We start from the raw sequence: 13,960 nt of genomic DNA, 5'->3' as shown, positions 1-13,960 counted from the left end.
GGCGCCGGCGGATCAGGGAGAATGCCGGCATGACTTCGCAGCCCTTCAACGCCGCGGCCCTGCGCGGCGCCGTGGACCTGTCCTCCCTCGCCCGCCCGACCACCCCGGCGCAGGGCGGCCCGGCCGGCGGTGCACCCGCCGGCGGCCCGGCCCGGGGTGGCGACGGGCTGCGGGTGGAGGCCACCGAGGACTCCTTCACCGACGTGGTCAACGGCTCGGTCACCGTGCCGGCCGTGGTCATCCTGTGGTCGTCCTCGATGCCGGAGACCGCCCAGTTCGCCGACCTCGTGGAGTCGGTGGCCCGCGCGTCCGAGGGCCGCTTCCGCATGGTCTCCGTCGACGCCGACGCGAGTCCGGGGCTGGCCGGCGCGCTGATGCAGGCGGTCCAGGTCCAGACCGTCCCGGTCGCCCTCGGCCTGGTCCAGGGCCAGCCCGTGCCGCTGTTCGCCGGCGTGCAGCCGCGCGAGCAGGTCGAGGCGGTCATCGGCAAGCTGCTCGAGCTCGCCGTGCAGCACGGCGTCACCGGCCGGGTCGAGGTCTCGGAGGCCGCCCCCGAGGGCGAGCCGGCGCAGGAGGCCCCGCTGCCCCCGCTGCACCAGGAGGCCTACGACGCCATCGAGCGTGACGACCTCGACGCCGCGGTGGCCGCCTACGAGCGGGCGCTGCTCGAGAACCCCGCCGACGCCGACGCCAAGCTCGGCCTGGCCCAGGTCAACCTCATGCGGCGCACCGCCGGTGCCGACCTGCAGGCGGCCCGCGCGGCCGCGGCCGCAGCCCCCGAGGACGTCGCAGCCCAGACCCTCGTGGCCGACCTCGACGTGCTCGGCGGTCACGTGGAGGACGCCTTCGGCCGGCTCATCGACCTCGTCCGGGTCACCTCCGGCGACGAGCGCAACGCCGTGCGCGAGCACCTGCTCGAGCTGTTCGAGGTGGTGGGCACCCACGACGAGCGGGTGCGCAAGGCCCGCGGCGCCCTCATGAGCGCGCTGTTCTGAGCCACCCCGGTGACGCCTGCCGCCCGGAGTGCGGCGGACCCGCCCAAGGTCCTCGACCGCTGGATCCGCTTCCGCCTGCCTGACCCGGAGCACCGGTTCTCGGCCGTGCGGCTCGACGTCGACTCCGTGCTGCCGTCCCGCACGCGCGACCTGGTGCGGCGGGACGGCCGCTGGGAGCTGCGCCTGCCCCGGCCGGGCGTGCAGCGGCTGGAGTACACCTTCACCGCGACCGGCCCCGACGGGGTGGCCACGCTGACCGACCCGGCCAACCCGGCACGGGTGGAGTCGGCCTTCGGCCCGCGCTCGGTGGTCGAGCTGCCGGGCTACCTCCCGCCGGCGTGGTTGGCGCGCGAGGGAGTGCCCGGGCGGTTCGACGCCTTCGCGGTGGCGGGGGAGACCACCGACCCGGTCCCGGTCACGGTGTGGTCGCCGGCCGACGCCGCTGACGTCGAGCCCCTGCCGCTGCTCGTGGTGCACGACGGGCCGGAGTACGACCAGCTGGCCTCGCTGACCCGGTTCTGCGCGGTCCAGGTCGCCGACGCGGTGCTCCCGCGGCACCGCGTCGCGCTGCTCCAGCCGGTGCAGCGCAGCCCGTGGTACTCCGGGTCGCCGCAGTACCTGCGCACCCTCACCGGCCCGGTGCTCACCACCCTGGCCCGCCGGTATGCCGTGTCCGCGCCGATGGCGCTCATGGGCGCCAGCCTCGGCGGGCTGACCTCGCTGCTCGCCGGCCTGCAGGCCCCGGTGGTCGGCGCGGTCTTCGCCCAGTCCGGCTCCTTCTTCCAGGCCGAGCTCGACGGCATGGAGCAGGACTTCCCGTGGTTCCCCCGGATCGTGGACCAGGTGCGCGCGGTGCTGGCCACCCGGCATACCGACCACCCGCTCGTGGTGGGCCTGACCTGCGGGGCACTGGAGGAGAACGCGCCCAACAACCGGGCCATGGCCACCGCCCTGGCCAGGGCGGGGCACACGGTCCGACACACCGAGGTGCCCGACCTGCACAACTACACCGCCTGGCGCGACGCGCTCGACCCCCACCTCACCGACGTCTTGCGGGATTGCTGGATCACGCGAGGATGAGGTCATGCAGGACGGCCGGGTGGAGCTCGCCGTCCCGGGCACGGACCACCGTCTCGGGCTGGTCCGCCACGGCCACTGGGGCCGCCCGGTGCTGGTCTTCCCCAGCGAGGGCGGCCGGGCCGAGGACTTCGCCGAGCACGGCATGCTCGAGCCGGTCCAGTGGCTGCTCGACGCCGGGCGGGCGTCGTTCTTCTGCGTGGACTCCCTCGACGCGCTGACCTGGTCCGACCAGTCGCTGTCGCTGGAGGAGCGGGCCCTGCGGCACGGGGCCTACCAGGCCTGGCTGGAGCAGGTCGCGGTGCCGTGGGTCTTCGACCAGCTCGGCGGCCGGCACGACCTCATCACCCTCGGGGCGTCGATGGGGGCTTACCACGCGGTGCACTTCGCCTTCCAGCGCGCCGACCTCGCCCCGCTGGCCATCGGCCTGTCCGGCAACTACGACGTCGGGCAGTGGCACGCCTGGGGCGAGCGGGGGCAGGAGGCCTACTTCGCCAACCCCACCGACTACGTCGCCCACCTGCACGGCGAGCACCTGGACTGGCTGCGCTCGCGGCTGTCGGTGCTGCTCGTGTGCGGGCAGGGGGACTGGGAGACCCACCCGACCGGGGCGCTGCCGTCCACGCTGCGCTTCGGGGAGCTGTTGCGGGACAAGGGAATCGCTCACCAGCTCGACGTCTGGGGCGCCGACTGCGCCCACGACTGGCCCTGGTGGCAACGGCAGCTGGGACACCACCTGCCGCGGTTCGTGTGAGGAGAGGGCATGGGGAGCTCGACGACGCATCTGATCGGCCTGCTGCTGGGCGCGGAGGAGGACTGGCCCACCGCGTTCGAGGCGCTGGTCCGGCGGCTGGGGGTGGTGCGTGACCCGAGCGGGGGCGAGCACACCTTCACCACCGAGCGGGTCACCATCGAGCCGTTCAACCTGCGCGACACCCCTCGTCAGGACCTGGTGATCGACCGGCTGGCGCACTGGTACTACCACCCGCGCGAGTGGCTCAAGAAGGTCGCGCTGATGGATGACGTCTACCTGCTCAACTCTCCGTTCACGTTCCAGGCGATGGAGAAGCACTCGGCCTATTGCGCCCTGATGCGCCTGGGCATGCACGTGCCCGAGACCGTGCTCGTGCCTTACAAGCACCCGGTCGACAACGTCCGCTGGGCCTACACCTCGGCGCGCTACAACAAGGCGTTCGACCTCGACGCGGTGGCGGACTCGGTCGGCTACCCCCTGTTCATGAAGCCGTTCGACGGGGGTGCCTGGCGCGGGGTGTCGATGATCCGCGACCGGGCGGACCTGCACCGCGCCTACGACGACTCCGGCGAGATGCTCATGCACCTGCAGAAGGCAGTCGACGGCTTCGACGTCTTCGCCCGGGCGCTGACCATCGGTCCCGAGACGATGGTGATGAACTTCCGGCCCGACGAGCCCATGCACAACCGGTATGCCGTGTCGCACGACTTCCTCTCACCCGCCGTGGGTGCCGAGGCCCGGACCATCGCGCAGACCGTCAACGCCTTCTTCCGCTGGGAGTTCAACTCCTGCGAGATGCTCGTCAAGGACGGCGTGGTGCACCCGATCGACTACGCCAACGCCTGCCCCGACGTGGCCGTGACCTCGTTGCACTACTACTTCCCGTGGGCGATGAAGGCGCTGCTGAAGTGGTCGGCGTTCTGCCTCGCCACCGGCCGACGGGCTCGGACCCAGGTCGACCTCGACCCGTGGTTCGCCGTCGCCGACGACCCGCTGCTGGGCTACGAGGCCAAGCTCGTGGAGTACCAGCGCCTGGCCGACGAGCACTTCGACACCGTGCGCTACCAGGAGTTCTGCGGCAGCGCGCTGCCCGACGTCGACGAGATGGTCCTGGAGTGGGTGCAGTCGCCGGACTTCGACACGCTGCTGACCTCGACGGTGCGTTCGACCTACCCCGCGCACGAGCAGGAGCAGTTCCTCGCCCACTTCCGCGGGCTGGTCGGGATGTGGGTCAAGGACGAGGACGCCCGGCTGGCCCGCTGACGTGACGAGCGGGTATGTCGTGTGGCCGCGTCCCGGGCTGGGACGCGGCCACACGGCATACCGGGGGCGGGTCAGCCGGCGAGGGCGGCGGAGACCACCTCGCGCGCCTCGGCCTGCACCTGGGCGAGGTGGTCGGGCCCCTTGAACGACTCCGCGTAGATCTTGTAGACGTCCTCGGTGCCCGACGGCCGTGCGGCGAACCACGCGTTGTCCGTGGTGACCTTGAGGCCGCCGATCCTGGCGCCGTTGCCGGGGGCGGTGGTCAGCCGGGCCGTGATCGCCTCTCCCGCAAGGGTCTCGGCCTTCACCGCGTCGGGGGAGAGCGCCCCGAGCCGGGCCTTCTCCTCCCGGTTGGCCGGTGCGTCGACCCGGGCGTAGGCGGGGTCGCCGAAGCGGGCGGTGAGGTCGGCGTAGTGCTCGCTGGGGGTGCGCCCCGTCGCGGCGAGGATCTCCGAGGCGAGCAGCGCCAGGATGATGCCGTCCTTGTCGGTGGTCCAGACCGACCCGTCGAAGCGCAGGAACGACGCCCCGGCGGACTCCTCACCGCCGAAGGCGATGGAGCCGTCGATCAGGCCCGGGACGAACCACTTGAAGCCGACCGGCACCTCGGTCAGGGTGCGCCCGACGGACTCGGCGACCCGGTCGATCATCGTGGAGGACACCAGCGTCTTGCCGATCGCCGCGGCCGGTGACCAGTCGGGACGGCCGCCGCCGTAGAGGTAGCTGATCGCGACGGCGAGGTAGTGGTTGGGGTTCATCAGGCCGGCGTCGGGGGTGACGATGCCGTGGCGGTCGGCGTCGGCGTCGTTGCCGGTGGCCAGGTCGTAGGCGCTGCGCTGCTCGATCAGGCTGGCCATGGCGGAGGGGGAGGAGCAGTCCATGCGGATCTTGCCGTCCCAGTCCAGGGTCATGAACCGCCACGTCGCGTCGACCAGCGGGTTGACCACGGTCAGGTCCAGCCCGTGCCGGTCGGCGATCTCGCCCCAGTAGGCCACGCTCGCCCCACCGAGGGGGTCGGCGCCGATACGCACGCCCGCTTCCCGGATCCGTTGCAGGTCAACGACGTTCGGCAGGTCGTCGACGTAGGTGCCGAGGAAGTCGTAGGCCTGGGCCGCCGCCCGGGCACGGGTGAACGGGATCCGGCGCACGCCCTCGAGCCCTGCCTCGATGAGGGCGTTGGCGCGGTCGGCGATGACCGAGGTGGCGTCCGTGTCGGCGGGGCCGCCGTTGGGCGGGTTGTACTTGAAGCCGCCGTCGCTGGGCGGGTTGTGCGAGGGCGTGACGACGATCCCGTCGGCCAGGCCGGAGGCGCCGGCACCCTTGCCCCGGTTGGCCCGCAGGATGGCGTGGGAGACGGCCGGGGTGGGGGTGTAGCCGTCGCGGTCGTCGACCAGGACGGTCACGTCGTTGGCGGCCAGCACCTCCAGCGCCGAGGCCCACGCGGGCTCGGACAGCCCGTGGGTGTCGCGCGCGAGGAAGAGCGGCCCGTCGTAGCCCTGCTCGCGCCGGTAGTCGCAGATCGCCTGCGTCGTGGCCAGGATGTGGGCCTCGTTGAAGGCGGTGCGCAGGCTGCTGCCCCGGTGCCCGGAGGTGCCGAAGGCCACCCGCTGGTCGGGGTCGCCGGGGTCGGGGGAACCGGTGTAGTAGGCCGTCACCAGGTGGGCGACGTCCACGAGGTCCGAGGGCTGGGCCGGGCTGCCGGCGCGCGGGTCGTTCATCGGGTGCCCTTCCTCGTCGTCGGGTCCGGCTCGAGCCACAGGGCGCCGAGCGGGGGCAGCGTCAGGACGGCCGAGCAGGGCTGTCCGTGCCAGGGCACCTCCTCGGCCTCGACCGCGCCGAGGTTGCCCACGCCGGAGCCGCCGTAGCCCGAGGCATCGGTGTTGAGCACCTCGCTCCACCGGCCCGGGTGCGGCAGGCCGACCCGGTAGCTGTGGTGCGGGGCGCCGCTGAAGTTGACGATGTTGGCGACCACGGGACGCTCGCCGGTCGCGTCGCCGGCGCCGAAACGCAACCAGGAGAAGGTGTTGCCGGCCGCGTCGTTGGCGTCGATCCACTCGAACCCCTCGGGGCTGTGGTCGAGCTGCCACAGCGCCGGCCTCGAGGCGTAGAGGCTGTTCATGTCCTTGACCAGCGAGTGCACGCCGTGGTGCGCCGGCTGGTCCAGCAGCCACCAGTCGAGGCTGCGGCCGTCGGCCCACTCACCCTCCTGGGCGAACTCGGCGCCCATGAAGACCAGCTGCTTGCCGGGGTGGGACCACATCGTCGCCAGGTAGGCCCGCAGGTTGGCCAGCTGCTGCCACCGGTCGCCGGGCATCTTCCGCAGCAGCGAGCCCTTGCCGTAGACGACCTCGTCGTGGCTGATCGGCAGCACGAAGTTCTCGCTCCAGGCGTACATCAGCGAGAACGTCATCTGGTGGTGGTGGTACTGGCGGTGCACCGGCTCGTGGTGCACGTACTCCAGCGAGTCGTGCATCCAGCCCATGTTCCACTTCAGCCCGAAGCCGAGGCCGCCGAGGTGGGTCGGCCGGGTCACGCCCGGCCACGAGGTTGACTCCTCGGCGATGGTCACCGTCCCCGGCACCCGCTTGTATGCCGTGGCGTTGGTCTCCTGGAGGAACTGCACCGCCTCCAGGTGCTCACGCCCGCCGTAGACGTTCGGCGACCACTGCCCCTCCTCGCGGGAGTAGTCCAGGTAGAGCATCGAGGCGACCGCGTCCACGCGCAGGCCGTCGACGTGGAACTCCTCGAGCCAGTAGAGGGCGTTGGCGACGAGGAAGTTGCGCACCTGCGGCCGGCCGAAGTCGAACACGTGGGTGCCCCAGTCCGGCTGGTCGCCGCGACGCGGGTCGGGGTGCTCGTAGAGCGCCTGGCCGTCGAAGCGGGCCAGGGCGAAGGCGTCCTTGGGGAAGTGCGCCGGCACCCAGTCGAGGATCACGCCGATCCCGTTGCGGTGCAGCATGTCCACGAGGTGGCGGAACTCGTCGGGGGAGCCGAAGCGGGACGTCGGGGCGTAGTAGCCGGTGACCTGGTAGCCCCAGGACGGCCCGTAGGGGTGCTCCATCACCGGCATGAACTCGACGTGGGTGAAGCCGAGGTCCTTGACGTAGTTGACGAGGTGCTCGGCCAGGTCGCGGTAGCTCGAGCCCTGCCGCCAGGAGCCGAGGTGCACCTCGTAGACGCTCATCGGGCCGGTGTGGGGGTCGCTGCTCGCACGCTGCTTCATCCACGCGTCGTCGCCCCACTGGTAGGTCGAGGAGGTGACGACGGAGGCGGTGGCCGGCGGGCGCTCGGTGGCGCGGGCCATCGGGTCGGCCTTGACCCGGCGGTGGCCGTCGGAGCCGAGGATCTCGAACTTGTAGCGGTTGCCCTCGGCGACGTCGGGGATGAACAGCTCCCACACGCCGCTGCCGCCCATCGAGCGCATCGGGTGCGTGGCGCCGTCCCACTGGTTGAAGTCGCCGACGAGCCGGATGGCGCGGGCGTTCGGCGCCCACACGGCGAAGGAGGTGCCGCGCACGTGCCCCATGGGCCCGTCGTACTCGCGCACGTGCGCCCCGAGCACCGTCCACAGCTGCTCGTGGCGGCCCTCGCCGATGAGGTGCAGGTCGACCTCGCCGAGCGTGGGCAGGAAGCGGTAGGGGTCGTCCTGGCGGTGGGCGAAGCCGTCGTCGTAGCTGACCTCGAGGCGGTAGTCGGGCACCTCGGCCACCGGCAGCACCGCCACCCAGACGCCCTCGCGCTCGTGGGTGAGCGGGATGCGGACCTGGTCCGGCAGCAGCGCGGTCACGGCGCTCGCGAGCGGGCGCAGGACGCGCAGGGTCACCGAGCCGTCGTGCACGTGGGGGCCCAGGATGGTGTGTGGGTCGTGGTGCACCCCGGTGGCCACCTGGTCGAGCTCGTGGCGGCTGACGGGGGACGGGTGGAGCGGTGGGGTTGCAGTCACGTCGGGGTCACTCCTTGTGTCGGTTGACCAGCCGGGCGATGGCCGTCGTCGGGATGGTGAGCCAGGTGGGGCGGTTGCGGGCCTCGTAGACGACCTCGTAGAGCGCCTTGTCGACCTCGAGGGCCTCGAGCAGCGCGGCGTCGGCGCGGGGGTCGCGCCCGCTGGCCTGCGCGTAGCCGTCGAGGAACGCCTCGCGGGCCTCGGCCGCCCACGGTGCGGCCGAACGTCCCGGGTGGGCCTGCTCCCAGGACCCGGCGACGTAGTCGAACGAGCGGAGCATCCCGGCGACGTCGCGCAGGGCGAGGTCGGGTCGGGTGCGCTCGGCGAGGGGGCGCATCGGCTCGCCCTCGAAGTCGAGCAGGACCCACCCGCGGCCGGGCACGTCGAGCACCTGGCCGAGGTGGTAGTCGCCGTGGATCCGTTGCAGCACAGGCCATGGCGCCTCGGCGGCGGCGGTGAACAGGCTGGCGATGTCCTTGTCGAAGGCCGCGATGGCCGGGGCCTCGTTGGTGGCGGCCACGAGGCGGGCGCGCATGCCCGCGACCACCTCGGCCACGTCGTCCGCGCCGGCCGCCCGGGTCGGCAGGGCCTGCGCCAGGGTGGCGTGCACCTGCGCCGTGGCCACGCCGAGCGCCCGGGCCCGGTCGCTGAAGTCCTCGCCCGCCGCGACCGCCACCAGCGCCACGCGCCAGGCGTCCTCGACACCGGGCAGGAACTCCTGGGCGAACGCGAGGTGACCGTGCGCGATACCGGTGGGGGTGCGCGGGTCCGGCCACTCCCCGGACAGGTGGCCCACCGGCTGGGGCACGAGGGCAGAGCCGGCCGAGGCGAGGGCGGACTGGACGACCACGTCGGGGTTCTCGCCGTCCTGCAGGGCCCGGAAGACCTTGCAGATCACCGGGGTCGCGGGCTCGCCGTGCTCGTCGACCATGTCGTAGACGATCGAGGTGTTGGACTGCTCGCCGCGCAGCACGCGCGAGACGGCCATCCGCCCGACCGTCGTGCCCGGCTGGCGGTGCCCGGTGGCGGTGCCGTCCTCGGCGCCCCCGTCGGACTCGACCGTGCCCTCGTCCAGCACCAGCCGCAGCAGCGCCTGCGTGTATGCCGGGTCGTGCGGCCCGTCGTAGACCCACCGGTCACCGAGCACGCTGTGCCGGGTGTGCGCGACGAGCGCGTGCTCGCCGCCGGGCAGCGGCTGGGCGCGGTAGGTGAACGGCAGCTGGTAGATCGCCGTGCCCGCCGCGGAGTCGTCGGCCACGAGGTGGACCTCGATGCCGACCTCGCCGTCGGGGTCCTGCAGCCGCAGGCCGCCGACCCGGCGCAGGGCAGGGCGGCGCCCCTTGCCCGGGTACCAGCGCTGCTCGGCGACCCACGCCGGCAGGAACTCGGCGAAGGGCGGGGTCAGGGTGGCCCGGACGTCGGTCATCGGCGGCCTCGTCGGCCCCGGTTCTCAGTCATGCGCGGTCCCTCCGGTGGCGGGTCGCACGCGCAGCCAGAAGAAGTCGCGTGAGCCCATGGTGATGTTGACCGTGCCCTCGTCGGAGACCTGCGGGAAGCCGCTGCCGCCGAACAGGTCGACCAGCTGGCCGCCCTTGAGCCGCTCCGGCAGCCGGATGGTCGAGGCCTGCGGGCGGCTGGTGAGGTTGTTCAGGCACAGCACGGTGTCGCCCTCGATGCCCTCGCCGGGGTCGGCCTCCACCGAGCGCAGGTAGGCCAGCACGCCGTCGTTGCTGGCCGGGCAGACCTCGAAGGTGCCCAGGCCGAACACCGGGTGGCGCGAGCGGATCTGCAGCATCGCCCGCACCCAGTGCAGCAGCGAGGAGCTGTGCGCCATCTGGGCTTCGACGTTCACGTTGTTGTAGTGGTAGACGAGGCTGGAGATGACCGGCAGGTAGAGCTTGCCGGGGTCGACGCTGGAGAAGCCAGCGTTGCGGTCGGGGGTCCACTGCATCGGCGTGCGCACGGCGTCGCGGTCGGTGAGCCAGATGTTGTCGCCCATGCCGATCTCGTCGCCGTAGTACAGGCACGGCGACCCGGGCAGGGACAGCACCAGCGCGTGGATGAGCTCGATCTCGGCCCGGGAGTTGTCCAGCAGCGGGGCGAGGCGGCGCCGGATGCCGACGTTGGCCCGCATGCGCGGGTCCGGGGCGTACCAGCCGTACATCGCGGCCCGCTCCTCCGGCGAGACCATCTCGAGGGTCAGCTCGTCGTGGTTGCGCAGGAAGGTGCCCCACTGGGTGCCCGGCGGGATCGGCGGGGTGTCGGCCAGGACGTCGATGATCGGTGCGGCCTTCTCCTCGCGCAGCGCGTAGTAGAGCCGCGGCATCACCGGGAAGTGGAAGCACATCTGGCACTCCGGCTCCTCCGGGGTGCCGAAGTAGTCCACGACCTCGGCCGGCATCTGGTTGGCCTCGGCGAGCAGGACCCGGCCGGGGTACTCCTCGTCGACCATCTTGCGCAGCCGGGCGAGGAACTCGTGGGTCCGCGGCAGGTTCTCGCAGTTCGTGCCCTCCTCCTCGAAAAGGTAGGGCACGGCGTCGAGGCGGAAGCCGTCGATGCCCAGGTCCATCCAGAAGCGCACGACGTCGAACATCGCGTCCTGCACGGCCGGGTTCTCGAAGTTGAGGTCCGGCTGGTGGGAGAAGAAGCGGTGCCAGAAGAACTGCCGGCGGATCGGGTCGAAGGTCCAGTTCGAGACCTCGGTGTCGACGAAGATGATCCGGGCGTCGGCGTACTTGTCGTCGGTGTCGGACCACACGTAGAAGTCGCCGTAGGGTCCCTTGGGGTCCGAGCGCGAGGCCTGGAACCACGGGTGCTGGTCGCTGGTGTGGTTCATGACCAGGTCGGTGACGATCCGGATGCCGCGGGCGTGCGCCTGCGAGACCAGCTCGGTGAACTCCGGCAGCGTCCCGAACTCGGGCAGCACCGCGGTGTAGTCGGAGATGTCGTAGCCACCGTCGCGCAGCGGCGAGGCGTAGAACGGCGGCAGCCACAGGCAGTCGACGCCGAGCCACTGCAGGTAGTCCAGACGCTGGATCAGGCCGGTGAAGTCGCCGGCGCCGGAGCCCTTGGAGTCGGCGAAGGCGCGCACGAGCACCTCGTAGAACACGGCCTTGCGGAACCACTGCGGGTCGTGCTTGAGGCCCGGCTGGGACAGGTTCAGCCCCTGCATCAGAACCTCCTCACGTGGATCACGTGCACCGGTTCGGAGTCGGGTCCGAGCCTGACGTAGTTGTGTTCGCCCCAGTGCCAGCTGTTGCCGGTGATGAGGTCGTGGGCCACGAAGGACTCCGTCCAGCTCATGCCGAGCTCGGGCATGTTCAGGTGCACCCACGTCTCCCGGGTCGCGTGCGGGTCGAGGTTGGCCACCACGATGACGACGTCGTCACGGCCGTCGACGGTGCGGCGCTTGGAGAAGCACATCACGTTGGCGTCGTCGACGTGGTGGAAGCGCAGGTTGCGCAGCCAGCGCAGCGAGGGGTGCGCGTGGCGGATCTCGTTGAGCCGCTTGAGGTAGGGCGCAAGGGACAGGCCCTCCTTGGGGCCCCCCTCCTCGTAGTCGGCCCAGCGGCGGTCCTTGTACTCGTACTTCTCGTTGTCGATCTGCTCCTCGACGCCGGGGCGGGCGACGTGCTCGACGAGCTCGTAGCCGGCGTAGATGCCGTAGGTCGGCACGAGCATCGCCGCCAGAGCGGCGCGCAGCTTCCACGCGGTCGGGCCGCCGTACTGCATGTAGGGCGTGAGGATGTCGTGGGTCGTGGGCCAGAACGAGGGACGCATGTATGCCGCGGCCGGTCCGGCGAGCTCCGTGCAGTACTCCTCGAGCTCCCACTTGGTGTTGCGCCACGCGTAGTACGTGTAGGACTGCTGGAAGCCGACCTTGGCCAGGGTGTGCATCATGGCGGGCTTGGTGAACGCCTCGGCCAGCCAGATCACCTCCGGGTGGTCCCTCGCCACGTCGGCGATGATCCACTCCCAGAACTCCACCGGCTTGGTGTGCGGGTTGTCGACGCGGAAGATCTTCACCCCGTGGTCGATCCACACCTGGATCACCCGGCGCACCTCGGCGTAGATGCCGGCCGGGTCGTTGTCGAAGTTCAGCGGGTAGATGTCCTGGTACTTCTTCGGCGGGTTCTCGGCGTAGGCGATGGTGCCGTCGGCGCGGGTGGTGAACCACTCGGGGTGCTTGTCGACCCAGGGGTGGTCGGGGGCGCACTGCAGGGCGATGTCGAGCGCGACCTCCAGTCCGTGCCGCTCGGCCGCCGCGACGAAGTGGTCGAAGTCGTCGAAGTCGCCCAGGTCGGGGTGGATGGCGTCGTGGCCGCCCTCGACCGAGCCGATGGCGTAGGGGGAGCCCGGGTCGTGCGGGCCGGGGTTCAGCGTGTTGTTGGGCCCCTTGCGGTTGACCGCGCCGATCGGGTGGACGGGCGTCAGGTAGACCACGTCGAAGCCCATGTCGGCGATCGCGGGCAGCCGCTTCTCCGCGGTGCGGAACGTGCCGGAGGTCCACAGCCCCGTCTTCTCGTCCCGGTGGGCACCCTCGGAGCGGGGGAAGATCTCGTACCACGCGCCGTACAGCGCACGCTCGCGCTCGACGAGCCACGGGTGCTCGGCGCTGGGGCTGACGTAGTCGCGCAGCGGGCGGGACGCCATCTCGCGCTCGACCTCGGGGGAGGTGCCGGCGGCGATCCGGGCGGCCGGCGGGCGGGTGCTGTCGCGCAGCGCCTTGACGGCGTCCTTGAGGACCTTCGCGTGGGCCTTGTCGCGCTTGACCTCGGCCAGCGAGCGCTCCAGGACGCGGGCGCCCTCCTCGAGCATCAGCTCGGTGTCGACGTCGGCGGCCACCTTGATCGAGGCGTCGTGCTCCCAGGTGCGGTAGGGGTCGGACCAGCCCTCGACCCGGTAGGTCCAGCGGCCGGGGGTGTCCGCCTTGACGGTCACGGCCCAGTGGTCGAGCCCGGCCGAGACGAGCCGCATGGGCAGCTGCTGCTCGGTGCCGTCGGGCGCGGTCAGCACGCATGTGGCGTTGACCGCGTCGTGACCCTCGCGGAAGACGGTCGCGGTGACCTCGAACTCCTCACCCACGACGGACTTGGCGGGTCTGGCCCCGCAGTCGACCGCGGGAGCGACGTCGAGGACAGGGATGCGCCCGACCGGGCGCTGGGCAGTGGGCAAGGGGCTCGCTGTCACGGGCACGACGCTACTCGTTTCGTCGCGGCGCGCATCCGTTGCCCGGAGGCTGGATGGGCGTGCCGGTCGGCTGCGGCGGCCGTCACCGATGGCCGCGGCGGCAGGGCATGTTGCAAGAAATGTGCAAGCGTTGCAAGAAACTGACAAACCGGCGGACCTGCCCTTACCCTTGCCGACCGTGAAGGCCATCCGTCGCTTCAGCGTCCGCACCGTCCTCCCCGAGCGCATCGCCGCCCTCGGTGACCTGGCCAGCAATCTGCGCTGGTCCTGGCACCCGACCACCCGGGACCTGTTCTCCGGGATCGACCCGGCCCGCTGGGCCAAGGTCCGCAAGGACCCGGTGCGGCTCCTGTCGGCCCTGTCGGCCGACGAGCTCGAGGCGCTCGCCGCCGACGCGGCCTTCGTGGCCAAGGTCGACGAGGCCGCCGCGGACCTGGGCCGCTACGTCACCGAGCCGCGCTGGTACCAGGACTGGGCCGCCTCCGTCGAGGGCGGCGCCCCCCGCGCCATCGCCTACTTCAGCCCGGAGTTCGGCATCACCGAGGTGCTGCCGCAGTACTCCGGCGGCCTCGGCATCCTCGCCGGTGACCACCTCAAGTCCGCCTCTGACCTCGGTGTCCCGATCGTCGGCGTCGGCCTGTTCTACAAGACCGGCTACTTCAAGCAGTCGCTCAACCTCGACGGCTGGCAGCAGGAGACCTACCCCGTCCTCGACCCCGACGGCCTGCCGCTCTCGCT

10 protein-coding genes are annotated in these 13,960 nt (G+C 71.7%); 5 read left to right on the top strand and 5 right to left on the bottom strand.

Going from position 1 to position 13,960, the window contains the following annotated elements; all coding sequences use genetic code 11:
• Positions 1–29 precede the first annotated feature (29 nt).
• The 4 genes from VF825_RS08820 to VF825_RS08805 are packed head-to-tail and all read left to right on the top strand — an operon-like array spanning position 30 to position 4,089.
• On the top strand, positions 30–995 hold the full coding sequence (locus VF825_RS08820) for a co-chaperone YbbN (RefSeq protein WP_331112301.1): 966 nt from the start codon (positions 30–32) through the stop codon (positions 993–995).
• 9 nt (positions 996–1,004) lie between these two features.
• The gene (locus tag VF825_RS08815; RefSeq protein WP_331112299.1) at positions 1,005–2,075 is read left to right on the top strand and encodes an alpha/beta hydrolase; all 1,071 of its coding nucleotides are present in this window, start codon (positions 1,005–1,007) and stop codon (positions 2,073–2,075) included.
• A 4-nt stretch (positions 2,076–2,079) separates the two neighbouring features.
• Entirely contained in the window at positions 2,080–2,826 is a 747-nt protein-coding gene (locus VF825_RS08810; protein WP_331112297.1) for an alpha/beta hydrolase-fold protein, read from the top strand.
• A 9-nt stretch (positions 2,827–2,835) separates the two neighbouring features.
• On the top strand, positions 2,836–4,089 hold the full coding sequence (locus VF825_RS08805; RefSeq protein ID WP_331112295.1) for a hypothetical protein: 1,254 nt from the start codon (positions 2,836–2,838) through the stop codon (positions 4,087–4,089).
• Positions 4,090–4,160: 71 nt separating this feature from the next.
• Here the strand turns inward: VF825_RS08805 and pgm are convergent, their stop codons facing one another.
• Genes pgm through VF825_RS08780 form a run of 5 tightly spaced genes read right to left on the bottom strand, consistent with a single transcriptional unit; the run spans position 4,161 to position 13,222 of the window.
• Positions 4,161–5,807 carry a phosphoglucomutase (alpha-D-glucose-1,6-bisphosphate-dependent) gene (gene pgm / locus VF825_RS08800; RefSeq protein ID WP_331112293.1) on the bottom strand — a complete coding sequence of 549 codons (1,647 nt, stop codon included), beginning with the start codon at positions 5,805–5,807 and terminating at the stop codon, positions 4,161–4,163.
• Entirely contained in the window at positions 5,804–8,032 is a 2,229-nt protein-coding gene (glgB, locus tag VF825_RS08795; protein WP_331112291.1) for a 1,4-alpha-glucan branching protein GlgB, read from the bottom strand. Before glgB ends, pgm begins: the two co-directional genes overlap by 4 nt.
• A gap of 7 nt (positions 8,033–8,039) precedes the next feature.
• Positions 8,040–9,458 carry a maltokinase N-terminal cap-like domain-containing protein gene (locus VF825_RS08790; protein ID WP_331112289.1) on the bottom strand — a complete coding sequence of 473 codons (1,419 nt, stop codon included), beginning with the start codon at positions 9,456–9,458 and terminating at the stop codon, positions 8,040–8,042.
• A 24-nt stretch (positions 9,459–9,482) separates the two neighbouring features.
• On the bottom strand, positions 9,483–11,204 hold the full coding sequence (gene treS / locus VF825_RS08785; RefSeq protein ID WP_331112287.1) for a maltose alpha-D-glucosyltransferase: 1,722 nt from the start codon (positions 11,202–11,204) through the stop codon (positions 9,483–9,485).
• Complete coding sequence (locus VF825_RS08780) at positions 11,204–13,222, bottom strand: alpha-1,4-glucan--maltose-1-phosphate maltosyltransferase (RefSeq protein ID WP_331112285.1); 2,019 nt, start codon at positions 13,220–13,222, stop codon at positions 11,204–11,206. Before VF825_RS08780 ends, treS begins: the two co-directional genes overlap by 1 nt.
• Before the next feature lie 178 nt (positions 13,223–13,400).
• Here VF825_RS08780 and VF825_RS08775 point away from each other — a divergent pair.
• Positions 13,401–13,960: DUF3417 domain-containing protein (locus VF825_RS08775; RefSeq protein ID WP_331112283.1), on the top strand; the 560-nt coding region annotated here is incomplete at its 3' end.

The organism is Oryzihumus sp., assembly GCF_036391795.1.
Lineage (GTDB): Bacteria > Actinomycetota > Actinomycetes > Actinomycetales > Dermatophilaceae > Oryzihumus.
Note: the sequence above shows the minus strand (reverse complement) of the source record. Positions and strands in the feature narration are given on the sequence as shown.